At 41.8% G+C, this 23907-nt stretch carries 21 protein-coding genes and 1 pseudogene; 19 read left to right on the top strand and 3 right to left on the bottom strand.

Translation table 11 applies throughout. The features are described from left to right. Positions 1–50: 50 nt before the first annotated feature. Positions 51–1415 (bottom strand): hypothetical protein, encoded by a 1365-nt coding sequence (locus QUE35_RS06535; protein ID WP_022600418.1) that lies wholly within the window; start codon positions 1413–1415, stop codon positions 51–53. Between the two features lie 310 nt (positions 1416–1725). Continuing rightward, entirely contained in the window at positions 1726–2118 is a 393-nt protein-coding gene (locus QUE35_RS06530; RefSeq protein WP_022600420.1) for a VOC family protein, read from the bottom strand. Positions 2119–2353: 235 nt separating this feature from the next. On the opposite strand from QUE35_RS06530, the gene QUE35_RS06525 reads away from it, so the two are divergent. Further along, a complete protein-coding gene (locus QUE35_RS06525) occupies positions 2354–4561 on the top strand; it encodes a GH92 family glycosyl hydrolase (RefSeq protein WP_022600421.1) in 2208 nt (735 codons plus the stop codon). Between the two features lie 9 nt (positions 4562–4570). Further along, a pseudogene (locus QUE35_RS06520) lies at positions 4571–4984 on the top strand (DUF5131 family protein); the annotation flags it as partial. Between the two features lie 11 nt (positions 4985–4995). Here the strand turns inward: QUE35_RS06520 and QUE35_RS06515 are convergent. After that, complete coding sequence (locus QUE35_RS06515; protein WP_022600423.1) at positions 4996–7404, bottom strand: transglycosylase domain-containing protein; 2409 nt, start codon at positions 7402–7404, stop codon at positions 4996–4998. Positions 7405–7668: 264 nt separating this feature from the next. Between QUE35_RS06515 and QUE35_RS06510 the strand changes: the two genes are divergently transcribed. The 17 genes from QUE35_RS06510 (at position 7669) to QUE35_RS06430 (ending at position 23800) form a co-directional block, all read left to right on the top strand. After that, positions 7669–8769, top strand: a complete 1101-nt coding sequence (locus tag QUE35_RS06510) for a glycoside hydrolase family 108 protein (RefSeq protein ID WP_022600425.1) — start codon at positions 7669–7671, stop codon at positions 8767–8769. A 1-nt stretch (position 8770) separates the two neighbouring features. After that, positions 8771–9283 carry a hypothetical protein gene (locus QUE35_RS06505; RefSeq protein ID WP_009318666.1) on the top strand — a complete coding sequence of 171 codons (513 nt, stop codon included), beginning with the start codon at positions 8771–8773 and terminating at the stop codon, positions 9281–9283. 35 nt (positions 9284–9318) lie between these two features. Then, complete coding sequence (locus QUE35_RS06500; RefSeq protein ID WP_122329714.1) at positions 9319–9873, top strand: hypothetical protein; 555 nt, start codon at positions 9319–9321, stop codon at positions 9871–9873. Positions 9874–9875: 2 nt separating this feature from the next. Continuing rightward, positions 9876–10421, top strand: coding sequence for a hypothetical protein (locus QUE35_RS06495; RefSeq protein WP_022600430.1), 546 nt, complete (start codon positions 9876–9878; stop codon positions 10419–10421). A 2-nt stretch (positions 10422–10423) separates the two neighbouring features. Continuing rightward, positions 10424–10942 carry a hypothetical protein gene (locus tag QUE35_RS06490; RefSeq protein WP_031258275.1) on the top strand — a complete coding sequence of 173 codons (519 nt, stop codon included), beginning with the start codon at positions 10424–10426 and terminating at the stop codon, positions 10940–10942. A 35-nt stretch (positions 10943–10977) separates the two neighbouring features. Beyond that, complete coding sequence (locus QUE35_RS06485) at positions 10978–11157, top strand: hypothetical protein (RefSeq protein ID WP_022600434.1); 180 nt, start codon at positions 10978–10980, stop codon at positions 11155–11157. 16 nt (positions 11158–11173) lie between these two features. Then, positions 11174–11497 (top strand): hypothetical protein, encoded by a 324-nt coding sequence (locus QUE35_RS06480; RefSeq protein ID WP_022600435.1) that lies wholly within the window; start codon positions 11174–11176, stop codon positions 11495–11497. A gap of 120 nt (positions 11498–11617) precedes the next feature. Beyond that, entirely contained in the window at positions 11618–12934 is a 1317-nt protein-coding gene (locus tag QUE35_RS06475) for a SpoIID/LytB domain-containing protein (protein WP_022600437.1), read from the top strand. A gap of 91 nt (positions 12935–13025) precedes the next feature. Beyond that, on the top strand, positions 13026–13865 hold the full coding sequence (locus QUE35_RS06470) for an ATPase (protein WP_009318671.1): 840 nt from the start codon (positions 13026–13028) through the stop codon (positions 13863–13865). A 6-nt stretch (positions 13866–13871) separates the two neighbouring features. Next, positions 13872–14690 carry an N-acetylmuramic acid 6-phosphate etherase gene (gene murQ / locus QUE35_RS06465; RefSeq protein WP_022600440.1) on the top strand — a complete coding sequence of 273 codons (819 nt, stop codon included), beginning with the start codon at positions 13872–13874 and terminating at the stop codon, positions 14688–14690. An 8-nt stretch (positions 14691–14698) separates the two neighbouring features. Continuing rightward, entirely contained in the window at positions 14699–16168 is a 1470-nt protein-coding gene (locus QUE35_RS06460; RefSeq protein WP_022600442.1) for a glycosyltransferase family 2 protein, read from the top strand. Beyond that, a complete protein-coding gene (locus QUE35_RS06455) occupies positions 16165–17121 on the top strand; it encodes a DUF4922 domain-containing protein (RefSeq protein ID WP_022600444.1) in 957 nt (318 codons plus the stop codon). The genes QUE35_RS06460 and QUE35_RS06455 overlap by 4 nt, the downstream gene beginning before the upstream one ends. 8 nt (positions 17122–17129) lie before the next feature. Further along, positions 17130–18992 (top strand): MFS transporter, encoded by a 1863-nt coding sequence (locus tag QUE35_RS13745; RefSeq protein ID WP_031258277.1) that lies wholly within the window; start codon positions 17130–17132, stop codon positions 18990–18992. An 84-nt stretch (positions 18993–19076) separates the two neighbouring features. After that, complete coding sequence (locus QUE35_RS06445) at positions 19077–20363, top strand: UDP-N-acetylmuramoyl-tripeptide--D-alanyl-D-alanine ligase (RefSeq protein WP_022600449.1); 1287 nt, start codon at positions 19077–19079, stop codon at positions 20361–20363. Beyond that, the gene (locus tag QUE35_RS06440) at positions 20360–21001 is read left to right on the top strand and encodes an HAD family hydrolase (protein WP_022600450.1); all 642 of its coding nucleotides are present in this window, start codon (positions 20360–20362) and stop codon (positions 20999–21001) included. The genes QUE35_RS06445 and QUE35_RS06440 overlap by 4 nt, the downstream gene beginning before the upstream one ends. 7 nt (positions 21002–21008) lie before the next feature. Beyond that, entirely contained in the window at positions 21009–22184 is a 1176-nt protein-coding gene (locus QUE35_RS06435; RefSeq protein WP_022600452.1) for a M24 family metallopeptidase, read from the top strand. Positions 22185–22486: 302 nt separating this feature from the next. Beyond that, entirely contained in the window at positions 22487–23800 is a 1314-nt protein-coding gene (locus tag QUE35_RS06430; RefSeq protein ID WP_031258281.1) for an aminotransferase class I/II-fold pyridoxal phosphate-dependent enzyme, read from the top strand. Positions 23801–23907 lie beyond the last annotated feature (107 nt).

Raw genomic sequence — 23907 nt, 5'->3', positions numbered from 1 at the left:
TCGGCATAATCGGTCGAAAAAATCCGTCGTTTCCGCTCTTGATTTGCAGTTTATTTTATAATCTGTATGAACGGGGAACGAGGATGCCGTTTTTCTTTCTCCTTTTCCTGTTCTATATGTTTCAGCCAACGGTCATAGACTTCAGGCGGTATATTTTCGTACCCTGTATCGTCTATTTTACGATATATTTCCTGCATGTGTTCGTAGTGTTTGTATGCTTCGGGACACATCTCCCTCATTGCTTGGGGTGTCGGTATATTCAACAGACGGGCAACTTCCATAGTCAGTCGTGTTTCATAATTTGCTTCCAGAATCAACGCGTCCAAGGGAACTTTCATATATTTTTTTGCTTCTTCGGCACATTTTAAAATAAAAGGGTCATATCCGTATTTTAACAGGTAATAGCGTCCGAGCAGTGCGACTATCGAAGCCAGCGTCTCTTTTTTGTCCAAAACAGAGAGGTACAGGCCGCTGCGGATCGCTTCGGTCTTGATGAAACTATGGTTCATGTAATGGTAGTCGGACAGTATATATCTGCATGTAATTTCCAAATTGTACCATTCTCCGTTATTCCCCCGTATTTTTACCAGACTGTGATGCGGAGCAAAAGATAAATAGGCCTCGGTGCCCAATCTTTCGGCAAGAATCATATATAGTAAAGGCATAGAATGACATTGTCCCCGGTTAGTTGCCAGTAAGGTGGTTATGAAGTGGTTCGTAAAATTTTTTTCACTTCTGTAATCATCCAGATTATACTGTACGGGGTAGTGGATGATCTGTTTTTCCGTACCGGGCAGGCAAACGGTAAAAGTATCGGTCATTAGGCTGTAGAGTACGGCGTTTTTGGTGAAATCATCGGATGTTTTCTTTTTCAGTTCATTGAGTTTCCAATTGCACAAATCTATTCGTTTTTGTAGAGATGCTTCGAACGCATTGTAGTTCATCGTATTTTCTAAAAATGCGTTTTCAGTGATAAATATGGCTCTCCCCAAATTCATGGGGAGCGAATCGTGAAGCATTCCGCATAGTTCGTCGAATGCCGAATAAAAACATGCAGTTCCTCTCTCTCTTGCCCATGACGGAAATCCGTGATCGAGCAATTGCCTTGCCAGTTTCATGGCATTTTCTCGTTCTTTTATATGAGCAGTTGCCTCTTCGATAATCTTTCGGTTGATAAGATTCCTGCGATGTAATATCTCAGAATCGTAATCGTATGTGTCTGTGTGGTGCGGGTGACGGATGCCGGGATATGAATAACCTCTTGATGATGAGGGCTCGTTTCCTATTCGAATATCCGGTTTCAATGTCGCCGGTTCGGGCGGTCTCGGTGTAATGTCGGGAAAGCCTGAAAACTGGGAGAATGCAGGCAATGCCGGTAAGATAATTAAAATCAGTATCTGTATTTTGATTTTCATGGAATAAAAATTTAAGAAACTGTCTTAATTTTCCGACAAAAAAATATTATCAGGTCATTTTTGCGTTTTCTTCCGGTCTCTTTTCCTGTTTTCCCTCGTCAGATAGCCCGCTATCCTCCTTGTAAAAACAGAAAAATATCCTCGAAAGAAACTCTCAAACCTGACCCGGGCAAAATTCAGACAGGCTTTAAGGTTCATAAAAATAATTATTTTTATATTTATATGCAAGAATTAAGTAAAATATTTTATTGTTTGATTCGATTCAGGTTCTAAAACGTAGAAATCGTTATGATGTTGTCGGTATAATCCGTTATTCTCCCAAAAGCTCGATATAATTACCTTCAGGGTCGAGAACGGCGCTTTCATAATATCCGTCGCCCGATGTACGGGGTTCTCCGGCAATGGTGTAGCCATCTGTTCTCAAGCGTTCCGTAAGACTATCGACATCTTTTTTTGAGCCGATGGTGATAGAGAGATGTGCAAGTCCTTTGGTAAAACCCCGTTTCCCGTTTGTTTCTTCTATTCCGGGTTTTGTCATCAGTTCGATACGGGCATTTCCATCTCCGAAAGATAGGAAATAGGAAGTGAAATTTTTTATCGGATTTACATACTTATTTCCGCAGGTTACATCGAAATAGGTAAGATAAAAGTCACGCATCGTCTCGATGTCGTCTGTCCAAATGGCGATATGGTCTATTTTCATCTTTATTGTTTTTATAATATCTGACTCGTAAAATTAGACAAAAAGAATTTTAAATTCATAATGGAGTAAGGGATTTTTAAGTTTTGAGCGTCTTGATATAAAATACCTGTCTTTTCAAGAACGGGAAAACAGACCGGAAGAAAACGTGAAGATGACCCGAAGATGTTTTCTTATGAGAAAATTTAGACAGACTTGTATTTTTAAGTAAATTTGTGCAAACCTTAAAACACTTTGAATGGTCTTGAAAAATATTCCTTTATCGTTTGTTCTGATACTATTATTCGTGTCGGCATGTGATTCAACCAAGAAAACAGAAAACAATTATGTCCGGTATGTAAATCCTTTGATCGGAACGGATTTTACGGGAAATACTTATCCGGGTGCGCAAGTTCCGTTCGGTATGGTACAACTCAGTCCCGATAACGGGTTGCCGGGTTGGGATCGCATTGCCGGTTATTTTTACCCGGACAGTACGATTGCCGGATTCAGCCACACACATCTTTCCGGAACGGGAGCGGGAGATCTGTATGATGTTTCTTTCATGCCCGTGACATTGCCTTATCGGGAAGCTCCGCAGCCGTTAGGAATTTATTCTTCATTTTCTCATGACGATGAATCGGTATCTGCCGGATATTATCAGGTGTTGTTGAAAGATTACGGCATTCATGTGGAGTTGACGGCGACTGAACGGTGCGGAATACAACGCTATACTTTTCCGGAAGCGGAGGCTGCGGTTTTTCTGAACTTGAAAAAAGCGATGAACTGGGATTTTACAACAGATTCGTATATCGAGGTGATCGATTCGGTAACGGTACGGGGATACCGTTTTTCTCGGGGATGGTCTCCCGACCAGCGGGTATATTTCCAAACCCGTTTTTCTAAACCTTTTACCATTTGCCATATCGATACGACAGCCATTGCTACACCGGAGGAAGGGCGGATCGGAACCGCTTATGTCGCCCGATTCGATTTTGGTACGAAAGAAGGTGAACAAATTCTGGTAAATACGGGGATTTCAGGAGTCAGTATGGAAGGGGCGGCCTTGAATCTTAAAGCGGAAGTTCCTGACAATAATTTTGATCGTTATCGTTTACAAGCTGAAAAAAATTGGGATAGGCAATTATCGAAAATCGAGGTAAAAGGAGGTGATCGGGATGATTTGGTGAAATTTTATACGGCTTTGTATCATACGATGATCGCTCCTACTATTTACAGCGATGCGGACGGATCTTATTTCGGACCGGACAAGAAGATACATAAAACAGACGGGTGGGTAAATTATTCGACATTCTCGCTGTGGGATACCTACCGTGCCTCTCATCCGCTGTTTACTTATACCGAACCGGAGAGGACTGACGATATGGTGAAGGCGTTTCTTGCATTTTATGATCAGTACGGGAGTTTGCCCCTTTGGAATCTGTATGGTTGCGAAACCGATATGATGATTGGCTACCATGCTGTCCCGGTTATTGTGGATGCTTATTTGAAAGGAATCGGTGATTTTGATGCGGAGAAGGCTTTGCGAGCTTGCGTAAGTTCTGCCGATCGAGACGATTATCGGGGAATCGGGTTATATAAAAAATACGGTTATATTCCGTATGATATGGAAAAAGAGTCGCTGTCTAAGACTTTGGAATATGCTTATGACGATTATTGCATCGCCAGAATGGCTGAAAAAATGGGGAAAAAGGAAATTGCGGAAAGGTTTTACAAGCGTTCGCAATCATTTCGCAATTTATATAATCCCGAGACTTCTTTTATGCAGCCGCGAGATAGTAAAGGTAAATTTATCTCCGGCTTTACGGCAAAAGACTATACCGAACATATTACAGAGAGCAATGCTTGGCAATATTTCTGGTACGTTCCGCAGGATATAGACGGGTTGATCGGTTTATTGGGGAGCAAAGACCGTTTTGCGGAAAAGCTCGACAGTATGTTTGCTTATGCTCCTGATGCCGATGATAATCTACCGATTTTCAGTACCGGAATGATCGGGCAATATGCACACGGAAACGAACCGAGCCATCATGTCGTTTATCTTTATAATAAAGTCGGCAAACCGTGGAAGACTCAGGAATATGCGGCTAAAGTGATGCATGAACTGTATCTGAATACTCCTGCCGGATTGTGCGGGAATGAAGACTGCGGCCAGATGTCGGCTTGGTTTGTGTTCAGTGCCATGGGTTTTTATCCTGTCGATCCGGTAAGCGGTCGATATGAAATCGGAACACCTCTTTTTCCTGAAGTAAGAATAAATTTGGAGAATGGAAAAGTCTTTACCGTATTGGCGAAAGGTGTAAGTCGGGAAAATATCTATATACAGGCGGTAAAAATGAACGGAAAACCTTATGATAAGAGTTACATCACTCACGAACAGATCATGGACGGTTCTACCCTTGAGTTTGAAATGGGTAATAAACCCGGTTCGATATGGTATAAATAAGTATTAACGATAGATCGTTTCTTGAATTGTATTCCGGAAGATTAGGGAGATGGTTATGAGAATGTAACGATCTGCTGTACGATGGAGCATCAAGACCGGACAGATTTCCGTTTGCCGATTTACCGAGATGCACCGATACGGCACAAATTGATTATTTGCGAGCCGTTGTTAAGCGACATCGATTTTTATAATTGTCTGGATACATGGGTAGAACAGGTGATCGTAGGAGGAGAATCGGGAAACCGAGCCCGGATATGCAATTATGATTGGGTATTGAATATCCGGAAGCAGTGTATTCATGGCAAAGTCCTTTTCTCTTTTAAACAGATTGGCGCACGTTTATTGAAAGACGGATATTTGTATCATATCAAGCGTCGGTATCAACACTCCCAGGCTCGAAAGGCGAAAATCGATACCGAATAGTATGTCGAATTTTATTTTTCGGAAACGAGACTATCTTTATTTATATACCTATCTGTACTTACGGCTATGCTGTCTGTTTCCATATCCATAGAGTCCGGCTCTATCGGGGGATAAGGAGTTCGGCACTGATATGACCGGGAGATGGTTTGTTTCGGATTCGGGAAACGCGCCCGATATTTTGACAGGCTGTCATCGGCAAGAACTTTTTCCATAAAATATCCGAATACCGGTAATGCGGTTCTGCTACCTTGTCCGAGAGCTCCCGTACGGAAATGAATACTGCGGTGTTCGCCTCCGACCCAACAACCTCCGACAAGATTCGGTGTTACACCCACAAACCATGCATCGGAATGATTAGACGAAGTTCCTGTCTTTCCGCCGAAATCGGTATTGTATCGAAAAAGATCATATCCCCAAAGTGCTTGAGAAGTTCCCATCGGCTCGGTAAGCCCGGCCATAAGCATTTGTGTCATAAGGAAAGCTGTTTCATAAGGTAATGCCTGTTTTTGTTCTTGTTTATGGCGATAAATGATTTTCCCGTTTTTATCTTCGATGCGTGTCACCATAACCGGATCGTGTACCATACCGTCATTTATAACAGTTCCGTAGGCGTTTACCAGTTCCAGTAACGATACGTCCGAAGCTCCCAGTGAAACGGCCGGTGTTTCGTTCAACGGAGTTTTTATACCCATAGCATGAGCTGTTTTTATAATATTGGGGATTCCGGCTTCCCTGGCTATCTGCACGGCTATCGTGTTGATAGAACGGGCAAAAGCAGCTTTCAGAGTCATCATATCACCCGTGTAAATACCGTTTGCGTTGTGAGGTATCCATTTAGCCGGTTTGCCGTCTTCGAGTACGTCCCATTCGATATATTGGTCGATGCGTTCGTCACAAGGAGAAAGACCTTTATTGAAGCCTTCGCTATATACGAAAAGTTTGAATGTAGATCCGGGTTGGCGCTTTGACAGAACTTTGTCATATTTCCAAGAATCGAAATCGATGTCTCCCACCCATGCTTTTACTTCACCGGTTTGCGGCTCTATCGCAACAAATCCGCAATGCATAAAGCGTTCCATATAACGGATCGAATCCATTGTGCTGAATGTCGTATCTTTACGTCCGAGTCGATAATCGAAAACTTTCAACTTATGAGGTTTATTCAAATAGAAAGCGACTGAATCCGGATCGTTCGGGAACTTCTCTTCCAAAATTTTGTAAGCTGAGGTTTTTCGGGCCAGATTTTCTATGAAATCGGGGATTTCTCTATGATTCCTATCTTGCCAAGGATTTATTTTTCCCCAGTGATTATCAAAATTTCTCTGAACGATACGCATCTGTTTGTTTACGGCCTCTTCGGCATACGCCTGCATGCGGGTATCGATAGTCGTATATATCTTTAACCCGTCTGAATAGAGGTCGATGTCATTGTCTTTGCACCATTCTTTCAGAGATTCTGCGACAGCTTCTCTGAAGTAAAGAGCAGATCCGTTATAATTCGACTCCAGGTTGTAATGAAGCCGTATGGGAAGTTGTTTTAAAGAGTCGCATTGCGATTTTGTTATTATCTTATGAGCCTGTAAATTGTCAAGTACTACATTTCTGCGTTTCAGGCTGTTTTTAGGATTCACGCGGGGATTGTAGGTTGTGGTCGCTTTTAACAGTCCGATAAGTGTAGCGGCCTGTTCATAAGTAATATCTTTAGGGGTCGTATTGAAGTAGGTTTTGCATGCTGTTTTTATACCGTAGGCATTGCTGCCGAAATCGACGGTATTGAAATACATGGTCAGTATCTCCTGCTTGGTATAGAACATCTCTATTTTGATTGCGGTGATCCATTCTTTCGATTTCATGATCAAGAGTTTTACTCCCGGAATATATCCTAAAAGTCCGGTAGAATATTGCGAACGGACTTTAAACATGTTTTTTACCAGTTGTTGAGTGATGGTGCTGGCACCTCGTGCCTTGCCATGTGTCATGTCTTTCACGGCAGCGAAAACTCCTTGTATATCGACTCCGAAATGCTTATAGAAACGTTCGTCTTCGGTCGAGATAAGAGTATTGATGATTATCGGAGAGATCTCTTCATATTTGACGGGTGTACGGTTTTCTCTGAAATATTTTCCGATCAGTTTGCTGTCTGCGCTGTAAATCTCGGATGCAATGTTTTGCTGAGGATGGTTGATGCTTGCCAGTCCGGGAGACTTTCCGAACAGCCAAAGAAAATTAATATCTACCAAAAACAGGTAGAAAATGAATAATAAGATAAAGGTCAGTATTATTTGTACGATTTTTTTATACCACGGAGACTTCTGGTATAATGATTTGTAACGTTTCCACCCTGTAACGAACAGACCTTTGATCTTGCGGAAAACTGATAATCCGCAGGAAACCCGTTTGCGAGTATCCATATATTTCATATAAAGTATTCAATGTTTAAATACGGTACAAAATTACGGATAGTTTTAAAGTCTGTCTAAATTTTCCAATAAAAAAATACGATCGGGTCAGCTTATTTTAAGCGGTTATCTTACAAGAGATGAACTATCTGTACACTCCCCTGAAAAGGTATAAGCAAGAAGTATATAAATATTACCTGTACGATTTTATAATTATCGCATAAAGAGCACTTTTTTCGGGCTTATTTTTATCGGCGTAATTGTTAATCTATAAAAATCATAATTATGTCAAAGCAAAACTTGAACTATGAAGATGGGATACCCGAAGAAATATTATGGAATCCCGAAACCAACAGTTTTATGAAGCGATCTCTGTTTCCGGGGAAATGGATACCAGCCCGAATCTCGGTTTGGGATGCGGATAATCCCAAGTATCAATATCGACCGGGGCGTGACCGTACCTATCAGGAGGCGATGAAAAGTATTTCCGGCAATTCGATACCGGGAGATCGATCCGAAAGACAAGATTACAGAGACTCTCGGGGAAATTTCAGTTTGAGTATGCTATCGGAAGGCGACCGGACAAAAGATCGTCCGGATACCGGCAATGCCGGTCAAAGTTCTGCCCGGGAAGCCGCACAAGTTCCGCTTTCGCAGGACAATAAAAAAAGCGAGAAATATTATGGTTGGGATGTATTGACAAAATCGCCTTTATTAAGTACATTTGTTGTACCCGATCCGCCCCGTCCCTGTTCCGGACTTGAATATAGTGCGGGAGAAGGTCCTCTCGGTCAGGAGGAGTTGGAACGTAGGCGGGCAGACAAGGAACCGGGCGGTTTTGAGGATCAGGTAGCCAAAGTTCTGGAAAGCGAAGGGGGATATGTCAACAGCCGTTATGACAGAGGCGGAGCGACCAACCACGGTATATCGTCGAGCACGTGGAACGCATTTGCAAAAAAACATATCGGTGTGGAACCGATAGTGGAAAATCTGAAGAAGCTTACACCTGAGGGGGCAAAGAAGATTTACAGAGAGGAGTTTTGGAAGCCTTCGAGAGCGGGAGAGATCGATGATCCGGTGATCCGGCAGCTCTATTTCGATTTTTATATAAATTCCGGTCGAGATGCGGCTGTAAGAAATCTGCAACGGGCAATCAATCAACTGGCTGGTCAGGTAGATGTAGATGGCTTTATCGGCCCGGAAACGATCGAGGCGTTGAATCGGTATCCGAATCCCGGAGAGATTTACGAACAGTATAAAAAGAATAGGATAGATAATTATAATAAAATTGGCAATAGTTCGGAGGAGCAAAAACAGAACCTGAAAGGTTGGTTAAACCGGATGAATAAATTCAAGTCGTATGATGAAATGTTAAAACAATATTGATATGAAAAATCTGTTTTATGGTGTATTGGTACTGTACCTGATATTTTTTATTTCTTGTTCGGGGAAGGCTGATTCCCAAGCGGGGAATAGTGCTGCAACTGAGATCTACAAAGATATAGATAGTATAAAAGCTCCTGACTATTATGGACATTGGGGATGGAATAATTCTGGTGAAGCAGCAATTTCAATGACAATATTTTCACATAAGGATAGTGTTGGATATTACTTATATACCTATTATTTTGGAAACCGCATAAGAGTGGGTTATGTAAAATTATTGTCACAGGATGGTCGTAATGCAGTACTTTTGGTAGGGGATGACAAAGCTACCATACCGTGGAGTGCAAAGTTTAATGCGACGATGTTGACCGATACCTCATTCTTTCTGACCCGACAGAAACCTGAGGATTATTACCTCGAAGATAGTATTGTTTTAACAAGATGTTATCACGATCAAGAGCTTGAAGAAGGGCGTTGGGTAATTGAAGACTACAAGCGAACGCATCGAGATTGATCTTGTTTTATGAAAAATATTAAATTCGCACGATTATGAAAAATCTGTTTTATGGGGTTCTGATATTGCACCTGATTTTATGGGTTTCGTGTACGGGGAGTCCCCGTTCTCGGGAGGTAAAAGAGCCGGAATCTCCGGCTGAGTTATTAAGCGATTCGAGTCTGACGGATTTCGACTTTGAAGGAAATTGGCGTTGGTGCTGGGTTGATAGTCATACTATAGTTTCGATGAAGATACTGACAGATAAGGACAGTATAGGGGATTATGTCTATACCTATTATTTCGGAAATCGGATAGAACAAGGGAAGGTGAAATTATTGTCACAAGAGGGTCGAAATGCGGTATTATTGGTAGAATATAATGATCATAGATCGTGGAGTGCAAAGTTTAATGCGACGATGCTGACCGACACCTCGTTCTTTCTGACCCGACAGAAGCCAGAGGATTATTACCTCGAAGATAGTATTGTGATGACAAAATATTATCCTGAAAAAGAACGTGCAGAAGTCCGGAAGATAATAGAAGAATATAATCAAAAAGAAAGAATCAGATATGAAGCGTTAAAAAAGAAAGGTATTTATTTGAAATAATTATGAAAAATCTGTTTTATGGTATTATTTTATTGCACCTGATCTTCTGGGTTTCGTGTACGGGGAGTCCCCGTTCTCGGGAGGTAAAAGAGCCGGAATCTTCGGCTGAGTTATTGAGCGATTCGGACAGTCTGACGACTTTCGATTTTGGGGGGAATTGGGCCTGGAGTTTGAATCGTAATGAAATTATAGTTTCGATGAAGATATTGACTGATAAAGATAGCGTCGGATATTATATTTATACTTATTATTTTGGAAATCGGATAGAACAAGGAACCGTGAAATTATTGTCACAAGAGGGTCGAAATGCGGTATTATTGGTAGAATATAATGATCTTAGATTGTGGAGTGCGAAATTTAATGCGACGATGCTGACCGACACCACATTCTTTTTGACCCGTCAGGATCATGACGGTTATTACCTCGAAGATAGTATTGTGATGAAAAGAGAATATCCGAAAAGTAATACTGCAGAAATCTGGAGGAGTATGGAAGAATATCAAACGAAAAATGAAGCTTTGAAAGAAAAAGGTGTTTATTTGAAGTGATTATGAGAAGTCTGTTTTATGGTGTTATTATATTGCACCTGATTTTATGGGTTTCGTGTATGGGGAGTCCCCGTTCTCGGGAGATAAAAGAGCCGGAATCTTCGGCTGAGTTATTAAGCGATTCGAGCCTGACGGATTTCGACTTTGAAGGAAGTTGGCATTGGTTTGCAGATGACGACGAAGCTTCGGTTTCAATGAAGATATTGTCACATAAAGACAGTGTAGGGTATTACTTATATATCTATTATTTCGGAAACCGTATAAGAGTAGGTTATGTAAAATTATTGTCACAGGATGGTCGTAATGCAGTACTTTTGGTAGGGGATGACAAAGCTACCATACCGTGGAGTGCAAAGTTTAATGCGACGATGCTGACCGATACCTCATTCTTTCTGACCCGACAGAAACCTGGGGATTATTACCTCGAAGATAGTATTATTATGACAAAATACTATTCCGAAGGAGAACTTGAAGAAGGGCGTTGGGTAATTGAAGACTACAAGCGAACGCATCGAGATTGATCTTGTTTTATGAAAAATATTAAATTCGCACGATTATGAAAAATCTGTTTTATGGAGTTCTGATATTGCACCTGATTTTATGGGTTTCGTGTACGGGGAGTCCCCGTTCTCGGGAGATAAAAGAGCCGGAATCTTCGGCTGAGTTATTGAGCGATTCGGACAGTCCTGACGACTTTCGATTTTGGGGGAAATTGGGCTTGGAGTTTGAATCGTAATGAAATTATAGTTTCGATGAAGATACTGACAGATAAGGACAATATAGGGGATTATGTCTATACCTATTATTTCGGAAATCGGATAGAACAAGGGAAGGTGAAATTATTGTCACAAGAGGGTCGAAATGCGGTATTGTTGGTAGAATATAATGATCTTAGATCGTGGAGTGCGAAATTTAATGCGACGATGCTGACCGACACCACATTCTTTTTGACCCGTCAGGATCATGAAGGTTATTACCTCGAAGATAGTATTGTGATGAAAAGAGAATATCCGAAAAGTAATACTGCAGAAATCCGGAAGATTATAGAAGAATATGAACGCAAAATGAATCTTTGAAAGAAAAAGGTGTTTATTTGAAGCGATTATGATTGCAAGACCTGTTTTTCATTTGTCGAAAAGCGGCAGATCCCGGAATAAAATCATTTACTTTGTATCTGTTTTCATATTTAAAGACCTATGACAGAACCCCGGATTGAAGTCGGTATTTTACACCGTAAAGAGATTGTTTTCAGATTGAACGGAAAGTTTTCGGTATCTCCTTCCGATATAATAACTGAGGGGGAGCATAAGGTTATATGCTTGTCCGGCAATCGAATTTTATGGAATGGTAAGGAATACGATTCCTTGATGTTCATTCCGGAGAATGAGAACTGTTCGTTCGATTTGAACAGTGTGACTATCGGTGTGGATTTTCATTGGGAACGGGAAGAAACACAACGATTCTCCGGAATATTGAAACTGATTACCGATGACACGGAGATTGTAGCGATAAACCGTATTGCTTTGGAAAAATATTTGACGAGTGTCATATCATCGGAGATGAGTGCTTCGGCTTCACTTGAATTGCTTAAGGCTCATGCTGTAATTTCCCGAAGCTGGTTATTGGCCCAACTTCCCCGTTTTAATGGGAAACCGGGAAATAAAAGGGCAAGTAACAAGAGGGAAAACCCTGATGAAATCGTCTGTTGGTATGATAGGGAAGATCATTTTTTATTTGATGTTTGTGCTGACGATCATTGTCAACGTTATCAGGGGATAACCCGTATCGCTACCCCTCAGGTGGCAGAAGCTGTACGATCTACCCGTGGCGAAGTCCTGACAAGTGAAAGCCGGATTTGCGATGCACGATTCTCAAAATGTTGCGGCGGAGTAAGCGAACTGTTTGAAAATTGTTGGGAAGAGAAGCATCATCCTTACCTTATCCCTGTGTATGATAAGTTTTCGAATGAAAAAATCCCCGACTTGGCCGATGAGAAGAATGCTTCGGGATTTATAGAATCTTCGCCCGAAGCATTTTGCAATACACGAGACCCGAAGATTTTGGAACAAGTGCTGAACGGGTATGATCAGGAGACAACCGACTTTTACCGTTGGTCGGTATCTTACACCCAGTCGGAACTGGCGAACCTTATCCGGAAACGGTCGGGTATAGATTTCGGTGAAATTGTTTCGCTTGTTCCTTTGGCAAGAGGGGCTTCCGGGCGAATTGTCCGGTTGCGTATTGTAGGAACGAAAGTTTCACGTGTTGTGGGTAAAGAGTTGTTTATTCGGCGTATTTTGTCCGCTTCGCATTTATACAGTTCTGCATTTACGGTACATCCGGAAAATGTGAAGGATGGTATTCCGCAGTCATATACCTTGAAAGGGGCAGGTTGGGGGCATGGAGTCGGTCTTTGTCAGATCGGTGCGGCGGTGATGGGTGCGAAGGGGTACTCTTATCGGGAAATATTGTCGCATTATTATCGTAACAGTGCGATTGAAAGAATATATTGACACAGAATATTTCAATAATTTTTTAGAGACGACTTTCATCCGATTCCCGAAAAATTTGATACATTGCAACAATTTCCAGAAAATTGAAAAAATGATACTGATAGCAGATAGCGGTTCTACCAAAACCGATTGGTGTTTGGCAGACGAGACTCAAACGATCGCATTTAAGACAGCGGGAATAAATCCTTTTTTCCAAACGGATGACGAGATCAGGAAAATATTGTCGAGAGAGGTACTCGAACGACTTCCTGTTACCGATATAACCGAAGTCTTTTTTTATGGAGCCGGGTGTGCTACTCCGATTCAATGTCAGATGATTTCGGGATTATTACGATATGTGATCGGTTGTGACCAAGTCGAAGTAAACAGCGATTTGTTAGGTGCTGCACGAGCGTTATGCGGGCATGAATCGGGTATTGCCTGTATATTGGGGACAGGGTCGAACTCTTGTTATTATAATGGGAAAAATATAGAGCAGCATGTTTCGCCTCTTGGCTTTATCTTGGGAGATGAAGGTAGCGGTGCGGATTTAGGACGACGTTTGGTGGCGGATTGCCTGAAAGAGGAACTTTCCCAACCGTTAAGAGATCGTTTTTTTGCCCGTTTTCAACTTTCTCGGGAACAGATTTTACAAGCTGTTTATAAAGAGCCGTTTCCGAACCGGTTTCTCGCTTCGCTTTCTCCGTTTGTTGCAGAAAATCTTGACGAACCGGAAATACGGTTATTGGCGGTCAATGCATTCACATCTTTTTTTCGTAGAAACGTTCTGCATTATCCTCAAGGAGAAACGGTGCACATGGTAGGTTCTGTGGCATATTATTACCGTCCGGTATTGTTAGAGGTGGCGCGATCTCTTTCTTTGACGGTCGGTAAAATTCTATCCGCTCCTGTTACGGAACTTGTAAAATATCATTTAAATGCAGCAAACTGAATTAAGATGAAATTTGAAAAAATAACCGAAATGCCCTCTTTACATGATCATTTGGAAGAGAAATCGGTACATGAATTACTTGTAGGAATCAACGAAGAGGATAAAAAAGTTGCCGTTGCGGTAGAAAAGGCAATACCTCAGATCGAAAAACTGGTAGAAGCGATTGTCCCGAAGATGAAACGGGGCGGTCGTATTTTTTATTTAGGGGCAGGTACGAGCGGACGGCTCGGTGTATTGGATGCTTCGGAGATTCCGCCCACTTACGGCATGCCGAATACTTATGTGATCGGACTCATAGCCGGAGGCGATACTGCATTGCGCAATCCGGTAGAAGCTGCAGAAGATAGTGCTGAAAAGGGATGGAAAGAGCTTTGCGACCGCAATGTCGGTCCCCTCGATACGGTAATCGGAATTGCAGCATCCGGTACGACGCCTTATGTAATCGGAGCGTTGCATCACTGTCGGAAAGCCGGAATTCTTACGGCTTCCATTTCTTGTAATCCGGGTTCTCCGGTCTCTCGGGAAGCTGATATTCCTATCGAGATCATCGTAGGACCAGAGTTCGTGACCGGAAGTACACGTATGAAATCGGGTACGGCGCAAAAGCTGGTTTTAAATATGATTTCTACCGCCACAATGATAAAAATGGGTCGGGTGAAAGGCAACCGAATGGTGAATATGCAATTGACCAACCAGAAACTGATAGATCGGGGGGCTCGCATGATTGTGGAAGAAACGGGCTTGGATTATGATACGGCAAAGGAGTTACTGCTACTGCACGGATCGGTAAAGAAAGCTGTCGATGAATATATGAAACACCAATAATCATAATTATGGAATCTCCTGTAATATCTTGTTTTCTCCCTTTTGATTCTGTCGAGCAAGTATCTTCGACTGTCGCTTCTCTCAAAAAGAGCCGTTATCCGTTATCGATAATGCTTTTGTTATCAAAAGACCGGAATGATCCGGGTATCGAAGGGTGCAGGTCTTTGTTTGTCGATGATCTGTACTCTACGGAAACCATACGGCAAATTGCCGAAAATATTCCTGAAGACGGTTATACGATACTTTGTTCGGGATATAGTCCCGTATGTTTCGGGAGTTGTGCAATAGACCGTTTTATCCGTATTGCGGAAGATACGGGATCGGGACTTTGTTATGCCGATTACTATAAAAACATTGCCGGAAAGGAAGAAAAACATCCGGTAATAGATTATCTATCCGGTAGTATAAGAGATGATTTCGATTTCGGGACTATTCTGTTTTATCGGAATCGCTCTATTCGGGAGGCTGCCGGACAGATGAAAGAGATATACCGTTATGCGGGATGGTATGATTTGCGTTTACGGGTTTCCCGAAAAAGTTTGCCTGTACATATCCCTGAGTTTTTATATTCTCAAGGCGAATATGATTTCCGTAAATCCGGAGAAAAGCAGTTTGACTATGTCGATCCGCGCAACCGTGCCGTACAGATAGAGATGGAACGAGCTTGTACCGATTATTTGAAAACGATCGGTGCGTGGCTTCCTGCACGAACACGAACGTTCGATGCATCTGCAATGAGGTTTGACGTGGAGGCTTCGGTCGTTATTCCGGTATATAACCGGGTGAGAACGATTGGGGATGCTGTACGCTCGGCATTGGGACAGGAGACCGATTTCCCTTTCAATGTAATTGTCGTAGATAATCATTCGACGGACGGAACAACGGATATTTTGAAAGATCTGAGTTCGGATGGAAAACTGATTCATATTATCCCCGAAGAAGACACACTCGGAATAGGCGGGTGTTGGAATGTCGGGATATTTGCATCTCAATGTGGAAAATATGCTGTACAGCTCGATAGTGACGATGTTTATAAAGACAAGCATACGCTGCAAAGAATTATAGACATGTTTCATCGTGAGCAATGCGCCATGGTGGTAGGCAGCTACATTATGACCGATTTCGATATGCAGGTCATTCCGCCGGGTATTATCGATCATCGGGAATGGACAGACGGAAATGGGCATAATAACGCTTTACGCATTAACGGGTTGGGTGCGCCACGTGCTTTTTGTACCGAATTGCTGCGAAAGTTTACCGTACCGAATACCAGTTATGGCGAGGATTATGCTCTCGGACTGACGTTCTCGCGAAATTATAAAATAGGACGCATCTATGAGCCGATATATCTTTGTCGTCGTTGGGAGGGTAATTCGGATGCCGCACTTGTCGTAGAAAAAATAAATGCAAATAATTCGTATAAAGACAAATTGCGTAGTTTCGAAATAGAAGTGCGGAAAAAAATGAATGAGAGATGAATAAATTTGAGATCGATTCGGACTGTGCAGATCGCCTCATCCGAGAGCAACGCTCCGTGTGGGCATTACTCGATAAAAACTGTCAGGCACTGGAACGGGTGGAAACTCGGATTGTCTTTGTGGAAGGAGTTCCCGTTACATTACAGTTTAATCCGGAACGAATACGTTCGGCAGCGGCAGTTATCGACCGGCAATCTATTCAAAACCGGAAATGTTTTCTTTGTGAAGAAAACAGACCGGCGGAGCAAGTCGGGATTACTGTTGCCGGGAAGTATGTCATGCTTGCCAATCCGTATCCTATTTTCCCTAAACATCTGACTATGCCGTCTGTCATACATACACCGCAGACTATTTGTGGTCGCTTGAACGATATGCTGGATTTAGCCAGGGCTATCGACCGTTATATCGTCTTTTACAACGGTCCTCGTTGCGGGGCTTCTGCTCCCGATCACATGCATTTTCAGGCAGGTAACAAAGGATTTGTCCCGTTGGAGTATCTTTGGAGCGATATTTATCGTGAACAAGGAGAGGCAGTATATCGAGACGGAAATATTTTGTTAGGCAGGCTCGAACGATGGCCTCAAAGCGTGTTTTTTGTAGAATCGGGACAAATGGATAGAATTGCCGAAGCCTTTGACTTGCTCTTGCGATTATTGCCTGTTCTCAATGGAGATACAGAACCGATGATGAATATATTGTGTACTTATGAAGCTCCGGTGTGGAGGCTATGGATATTACCCCGCCGTACACATCGTCCGACTCAATATTATGAAGAAGGGGATAAACAGCGGTTGATCAGTCCGGGGGCTATTGATTTGAGCGGAGTCGTTCCGTTACCTCGTAAATCCGATTTCGAACGATTTACAAAAGAAGAGATTATAGATATATTTATGCAAGTGTCTTTAACTTCAGAAGAAACAAACCGAATATGCAAGGAATGGCGTAAAATATAAGAGCCGATATGTCACTGAGAAAAATAAACAGACGGTCACCGTGGTGCTGGATTCCGACGCTTTATTTTGCAGAAGGAATACCTTATGTCGCAGTAATGACTATTGCCGTGATTCTTTATAAGCGCATGGGAGTATCCAATACAGAGATTGCCTTATACACCAGTTGGTTGTATCTGCCGTGGGTGTTGAAACCTTTGTGGAGTCCTTTTGTCGATATTTTAAAAACCCGGCGCTGGTGGATAATAATGATGCAGTTATTGGTCGGTGCCGGACTTACCGGGATTGCATTTACGATCCCCGCCTCGTTCTTTTTGCAGGTTACGCTTGCGTTTTTCTGGTTGCTGGCATTCAGTTCGGCCACCCATGATATTGCTGCCGATGGATTTTATATGATTGCTCTTACACCTCATGAGCAATCCCTTTATGTCGGCATTCGCAGCACTTTTTACCGCATTGCCATGATTACGGGGCAAGGTCTGTTGATTATTCTTGCCGGGTGGCTTGAAATCGTTTCGGGATATTCTCCTGTGGAATTTAAAGTGATGAATTCACCTGTTCCGGAAAATGAACGATTCATTACGAGTCAGAAAGATTTTATCCTTTCATCTTCGACTCTTTATATAGCTCCCGGTACAATTTCGGCAGACAGTGTACAGAATGTGGTATCGAGAGTAAATAATTATAACAGGCAGCAAGGTTTTGTTCCTGCAGAGGAGGTTACGATGTCGCCAAATAAAGCTAAAAGACTTGTGACAGAATCTTGGTGGGAGAATTATGTTTCACGTCCTTTAGGAAATTTTATACGGAAACATTTCGGTGACGAAGAGAATGCGAAAACGGAAAATTCCGTCGTGTCGGGAAATGTCGGAATTATTTCTGTTAAACCGATAAAAATACCTGAACCGGATAGAGAAATCGTGTTGAACACTCATTTACGGCGGGGAGATAACAGTTTTCAATTAATTGCAGGAGAAAGGCTGGTTTTTACCCATTTAAATGGAGATAAGCCTGCTTATATGGTTATTCGGGCAGATGCGATGCTTACCGGAAAAAGTGAGGCTTTGTTCAGGGGATTATCGGGTAATATCCCGTTTGCATGGTCGATTACTTTTTTTGTATTGGCCGGAATGTTTTTGTTTTTATCCGGATATCATAGATGGGTACTTCCTCGTCCCTCCGGAGACAGACAAGGAAATTTTCGTACGGTAAAGGAGGTGTTCCGTGAATTTTGGAAGACTTTTGTCTCTTTTTTTCGAAAAAAAGAAATCGGAATCGGCATTCTTTTTATGTTGACTTATCGATTGGCAGAATCGCAATTGTTGAAACTTGCTTCTCCTTTTATGCTTGATGACCGGGATGCCGGAGGATTGGGATTAACGACCGGAGAAGTCGGGATGGTTTACGGAACTGTGGGAGTCATTGCTTTGACTATCGGTGGAATATTGGGCGGAATAGCTGCATCCCGAAAGGGATTGTATTTCTGGTTGTGGCCGATGGCTTTGGCTATATCTTTACCTAATTTGGTTTATGTTTATTTATCTTATATGCAACCGGAAAGCCTGTTGTGGATAAATATTGCGGTTGCGGTTGAACAGTTCGGTTATGGATTCGGTTTCACGGCTTATATGTTGTACATGATCTATATCTCGGAAGGAGAACACAAGACCGCTCATTATGCAATTTGTACGGCATTTATGGCTCTCGGGATGATGATTCCCGGAATGGCGGCCGGGTGGATCGAAGAGCTTATAGGGTATAACCGTTTCTTTATATGGGTGATGATTTGTACATTACCGGGATTTGCCGTGTTGCCGTTTTTGAAGATAGACCGGACATTCGGGATCAATGAAGATACCGATGAAAAAAGTTGAGACAGAGAGTATAAAGCTTGGCGGATAAGAATCTTATTTTGAAAAAATAGTGTAATTTCGCCGATATAAAAAATTGGTATAAAAGTGACAATAGAAGAATTATATTCGATATTTAAAGAGCATCGTACTATTACGACGGATAGCCGTAGATGCGTCTGTGATTCTATTTTTTTTGCATTAAAAGGTGAGAATTTTAATGGAAATGACTTTGCTTTACGAGCTTTGTCCGAAGGGTGTGCTTATGCTGTTGTAGATGACCCTGAATTGGCAACGGATGAGCGTATTATTTTGGTAAATGACGTTTTGCAGACATTGCAAGCTCTGGCAAAGCTTCATCGTAGGGTGTTGAATATTCCGGTAATTGCTATTACCGGAACTAACGGTAAGACGACGACCAAGGAGTTGACCGCAGCTTGCTTATCTCAGAAATATAATGTTCTGGCAACGGAAGGAAATTTGAATAACCATATCGGAGTGCCTCTTACTTTATTGAAGCTGACGAAAGCTCATGAAATAGCGGTTATCGAAATGGGGGCAAGCCATCCCGGAGAAATTAAAGCATTAGCGAACATAGCCGAACCGAATTTCGGAATTATTACAAATGTCGGGAAAGCGCATTTGCAAGGTTTCGGTTCATTCGAAGGGGTGATAAAAACCAAATGTGAGTTATATGACTATATTCGCCAACGAGGCGGGCACGTATTCCTGCACCATGAGAATATTTTTCTGCAGCCGAAAAGCGAAGGTATCGAGAAAAGCGAGTATGGGGAGACTCCGGGATTATTTGTTTCCGGGAAATTGACGAGCTGTTCTCCGTATTTATCATTTGACCTTATGAGGCAGGGGGGAAGTCCGGTTACTGTTAATACGCATCTTATAGGAAATTATAATTTGTCGAATGCGCTGGCTGCCTCTGCTATTGCGGCGTATTTTAAAGTTCCTGATATGGCTATTAAAAAAGCTTTGGAAGAGTATGAGCCTCAGAACAGGCGTTCGCAACTGCTGAAAACAGGGAACAATACGCTGATTTTAGATGCTTATAATGCTAATCCTACCAGTATGAACGCTGCGTTGGATAATTTTATCGCAATGGATGCTTCCCATAAGGCCGTTATCCTCGGGGATATGGGTGAACTCGGAGCCGACAGCGAAGCCGAACATCGGAAAATTGTTGACAAATTGAGAAATGCCGGATTTGACAAGGTTATTCTTTGCGGCACGGAATTTGTTAAAGTAGCGGGTGGACTGGAGTGTTATCCTACGACAGAAACCTTGACGGATTACCTGAAGTCAGATCTGCTAAAAGGGTTTACTATCTTGGTAAAAGGTTCTCGATTTATGCAACTTGAAAAATGTATTGATCTGTTATGATAGTAACAAAACCGGATGCCCTTGTATTGGATATGGACGGGACTCTTTGGGATGCCGTAGATACTTATACTTTGTGTTGGAATAAGGCTTTTGAAGAAATGGGTGTTTCTACCGTATTGAGGAGAGAAGAGTTGTTGAAACTGATGGGAACGCCTATCGATGAAATTATGCGGGTAATTACTCCCGGAATGATTTCTGAAGATCGAGAAAAGTTTGTAGCTCGGGTTCATGAAATAGAGGCTCGGGAGTTACCTGTACGGGGAGGTAAATTATTCGATGGAGTAAAGATTGGAATTGAAAGGTTATCAACGATATACCGGCTTTTTTTATTGAGTAATTGCGAGAAAGGAGAATTGCAGATTTTTGCTAAATTTGCAGAAATAGAAGAGTGGATATCCGGTTCTATTTCATTTGGAGATACCTATTTGCAAAAAGGAGAGAATATGCGGTTGCTTCAGCAGCGATTTCAATTGAAGAGCCCTGTATATATAGGCGATACTGATGGTGACGGTGTGCAGGCACGTTTGGCCGGTTGGCCTTTTGTTTTTGTCCGGTATGGCTTCGGATCGACCGATCGTTTTGATTTGGCATTTGATTCGTTTTCTGAATTAACCGATTATTTTATGAATTTATCGTAAAGAATATATGTACGCAAAAAATTTTACAACCGAGATTGAATTACGGAAGAGCAAGATACAATCCGTAATATGCAGGAGTGGGGCGGATGCTTTTCTTGTGAGTGATAATGCAAATTTATTTTATACATCGGGAAGAGTATTTTCGGGATATACATACATTCCTGCGGAAGGTGAGATGATTTATTTTGTTCGTCGTCCGGTGGGATTGTCGAGAGAAAATGTCGTTTATATTCGCAAGCCGGAACAAATTCCGGATGAATTGAGTCATTTGGGCATTGCTTTGCCGCGAGTTTTGTTACTTGAAAATGACTCGTTGACTTATAATGAGTCGATACGGCTGAGGAATATTTTTTCTGAAGCAAAAATCGAAAACGGGACTCCTTTGATACGAGGGGTGCGAATGGTTAAAACTCTTTATGAAATAGAATTGATTCGGGAATCTGCAGCGCACCATTCATCTATGTACCGTAAAGCTCCTTCTGTCTATAAGCAAGGGATGTCGGATGTGGAGTATTCGATAGAACTCGAAAGATTAGCTCGATTACATGGGTCTTTAGGTCTGGTGCGTATTTTCGGAAAAAGTATGGAAATATATATGGGAAGTGTTCTTGCTGGAGAAAATGCAGATGAGCCTTCGCCTTATGATTTTGCTCTTGGCGGAGCGGGGCTCGACCCTTCGCTTCCTATTAGCAGTAACGGTTCTATCATGAAACCGGGGAATACCATTATGGTTGATATCGGGGGTAATTTCACCGGATATATGAGTGATATGTCCCGGGTATTTTCTTTGGGAGAAATTCCGGAGAAAGCCAGAGAAGCGCACGATGTGTCGTTAGAAATACAGTCGGAAATTGAGAAGATGGCAAAACCGGGTGTTGCGGCATCAGAGATATATGATCTGGCTTTTGATATTGCAAAAAAAGCGGGATTTGAAGCTAATTTTATGGGTCATCGCCAAAAGGCCGGTTTCATAGGTCACGGGGTCGGTATAGAATTAAATGAAGCTCCTGTATTCGCTCCGCGTTCAAAAGACATTTTAGCGGAGGGAATGGTTTTTGCATTGGAGCCTAAGTTTGTCATACCTCAAGTCGGAGCTGTCGGAATAGAGAATACCTTTGTTGTTACAGCTTCTGGAATAGAAAAACTTACCCAATGTGAGGAGGAAATTTTGCCATTAGATTAAGAGACAGTCTAAACTTTGTTCGGATATTTTTTATTGGAAAATTTAAACGGGATCGAAGGTCTTGTCATAGGAGCAGCCGGTAAACACAAATTTGATTATATATGTTTACCGGCTGCTCCTATAAATATAATTGTGCTTCTGAATCGGTATAATTCATTTCAAAAAGCAGTAGATTTTTTATTAAAATAGGAAAAAAGAAAGTCTATTATTAAATAATTTATATATTTGTTCCTGCACTTTAAATTTTATCCGATATAAAATAAAAGTGTTTGATCTGTGAGAATATCGAAAAATATATAAATATGAAAAATACACCAATTGACTATGATATTGTAAATGAGACTATCGATGAGATGAGTATTCCAGATTTCGGAAAGGCAACTATTCGGGAGGTAGTCGCAATCGCATCACGTCTTGAAGAAAAAACAGGACAGGAATTTATTCATATGGAGATGGGAGTTCCGGGATTGCCTCCTGCCGCTGTCGGAGTAGAAGCTGAGATTGAAGCGTTACGTAACGGAGTTGCTTCGATTTATCCGGTTATAGACGGATTGCCTCGTCTGAAGAAAGAAGCTGCACGTTTTGTAAAAGCATTTATCGATGTTGATGTCGATCCGCAAGGTTGTGTCCCGGTAGTCGGTTCTATGCAGGGTACATTTACATCGTTTTTAGTGGCAGGTCAATGCAATCCGGAAAAAGACACGATTCTTTTTATCGATCCCGGTTTCCCTGTACAAAAACAACAAATAGTGGTACTTGGGTATAAGTATGAAGCTTTTGATGTGTATGATTTTCGAGGAGATAAGCTTCGGGAAAAATTGGAAAGTTATTTGGAAAAAGGAAATATCGCTGCTGTTATTTATTCCAATCCAAATAACCCTTCATGGATATGTCTCAAAGATGAAGAGTTGAGGACAATAGGAGATTTGGCAAATAAATATGACGTAATAGTTTTAGAAGACCTTGCTTATTTTGCAATGGATTTCCGAAAAGAATTGGGAACTCCTTTTCAGCCGCCTTACCAACCTACTGTTGCTCGTTATACCGATAATTATTTATTGTTGATATCGGGTTCTAAAGCGTTTAGTTATGCAGGACAGCGGATAGGTGTGGTCGTGATTTCCGATAAGTTGTATCATCGTGTGTATCCCGGGTTGACCGATCGTTATGGCGGAGGAACATTCGGATCGGTTTTTATTCATAGGGTTTTGTATGCAATATCTTCTGGGGTAAGCCATTCGGCGCAATATGCCATGGCCGCAATGATGAAGGCCGCTTCTGATCGGGATTTCGCATTTTTGGAAGAAGTAAAGGAATATGGACATAGAGCAAAGCGGTTAAAGGATATTTTTCTTCGGCACGGTTTTCATCTGGTATATGATACTGATTTAGGAGAACCTTTGGCTGATGGTTTCTATTTTACGATCGGTTATCCCGGAATGACAGGTGGAGAATTGATGAAAGAATTAATTTATTATGGTGTAAGTTCTATTTCTCTCATTACAACGGGAAGTCGTCAGGAAGGGATTCGGGCTTGTACTTCTTTTATCAAAGATAATCAGTATGATTTGTTGAACGAACGTTTGTCTCTGTTTGCCCGTCATCATAGCATATAAAGTTTTTCTGTCGATAGGATTGATTTAATGTTAATGATCTGCACCCCAAAAGTTAGATAAAAAACTTTTGGGGTGTATTTTTTATGATAACAATTGAGTAAAGCGGG

It is taken from the genome of Coprobacter fastidiosus, assembly GCF_030296935.1.
Classification (GTDB): domain Bacteria; phylum Bacteroidota; class Bacteroidia; order Bacteroidales; family Coprobacteraceae; genus Coprobacter; species Coprobacter fastidiosus.
Note: the sequence above shows the minus strand (reverse complement) of the source record. Positions and strands in the feature narration are given on the sequence as shown.

Excerpts from the sequence above, each read along its gene's own strand:
- QUE35_RS13745 (WP_031258277.1), top strand. The coding sequence starts at position 17,130 with ATGTCACTGAGAAAAATAAACAGACGGTCACCGTGGTGCTGGATTCCG.
- QUE35_RS06455 (WP_022600444.1), top strand. The coding sequence starts at position 16,165 with ATGAATAAATTTGAGATCGATTCGGACTGTGCAGATCGCCTCATCCGA.
- QUE35_RS06485 (WP_022600434.1), top strand. The coding sequence starts at position 10,978 with ATGAAAAATCTGTTTTATGGAGTTCTGATATTGCACCTGATTTTATGG.
- QUE35_RS06440 (WP_022600450.1), top strand. The coding sequence starts at position 20,360 with ATGATAGTAACAAAACCGGATGCCCTTGTATTGGATATGGACGGGACT.
- QUE35_RS06460 (WP_022600442.1), top strand. The coding sequence starts at position 14,699 with ATGGAATCTCCTGTAATATCTTGTTTTCTCCCTTTTGATTCTGTCGAG.
- QUE35_RS06525 (WP_022600421.1), top strand. The coding sequence starts at position 2,354 with ATGGTCTTGAAAAATATTCCTTTATCGTTTGTTCTGATACTATTATTC.
- QUE35_RS06490 (WP_031258275.1), top strand. The coding sequence starts at position 10,424 with ATGAGAAGTCTGTTTTATGGTGTTATTATATTGCACCTGATTTTATGG.
- QUE35_RS06510 (WP_022600425.1), top strand. The coding sequence starts at position 7,669 with ATGTCAAAGCAAAACTTGAACTATGAAGATGGGATACCCGAAGAAATA.
- QUE35_RS06515 (WP_022600423.1), bottom strand. The coding sequence starts at position 7,404 with ATGAAATATATGGATACTCGCAAACGGGTTTCCTGCGGATTATCAGTT.
- QUE35_RS06435 (WP_022600452.1), top strand. The coding sequence starts at position 21,009 with ATGTACGCAAAAAATTTTACAACCGAGATTGAATTACGGAAGAGCAAG.
- QUE35_RS06535 (WP_022600418.1), bottom strand. The coding sequence starts at position 1,415 with ATGAAAATCAAAATACAGATACTGATTTTAATTATCTTACCGGCATTG.
- QUE35_RS06530 (WP_022600420.1), bottom strand. The coding sequence starts at position 2,118 with ATGAAAATAGACCATATCGCCATTTGGACAGACGACATCGAGACGATG.
- murQ (WP_022600440.1), top strand. The coding sequence starts at position 13,872 with ATGAAATTTGAAAAAATAACCGAAATGCCCTCTTTACATGATCATTTG.
- QUE35_RS06470 (WP_009318671.1), top strand. The coding sequence starts at position 13,026 with ATGATACTGATAGCAGATAGCGGTTCTACCAAAACCGATTGGTGTTTG.
- QUE35_RS06475 (WP_022600437.1), top strand. The coding sequence starts at position 11,618 with ATGACAGAACCCCGGATTGAAGTCGGTATTTTACACCGTAAAGAGATT.
- QUE35_RS06500 (WP_122329714.1), top strand. The coding sequence starts at position 9,319 with ATGAAAAATCTGTTTTATGGGGTTCTGATATTGCACCTGATTTTATGG.
- QUE35_RS06505 (WP_009318666.1), top strand. The coding sequence starts at position 8,771 with ATGAAAAATCTGTTTTATGGTGTATTGGTACTGTACCTGATATTTTTT.
- QUE35_RS06495 (WP_022600430.1), top strand. The coding sequence starts at position 9,876 with ATGAAAAATCTGTTTTATGGTATTATTTTATTGCACCTGATCTTCTGG.
- QUE35_RS06430 (WP_031258281.1), top strand. The coding sequence starts at position 22,487 with ATGAAAAATACACCAATTGACTATGATATTGTAAATGAGACTATCGAT.
- QUE35_RS06480 (WP_022600435.1), top strand. The coding sequence starts at position 11,174 with ATGAAGATACTGACAGATAAGGACAATATAGGGGATTATGTCTATACC.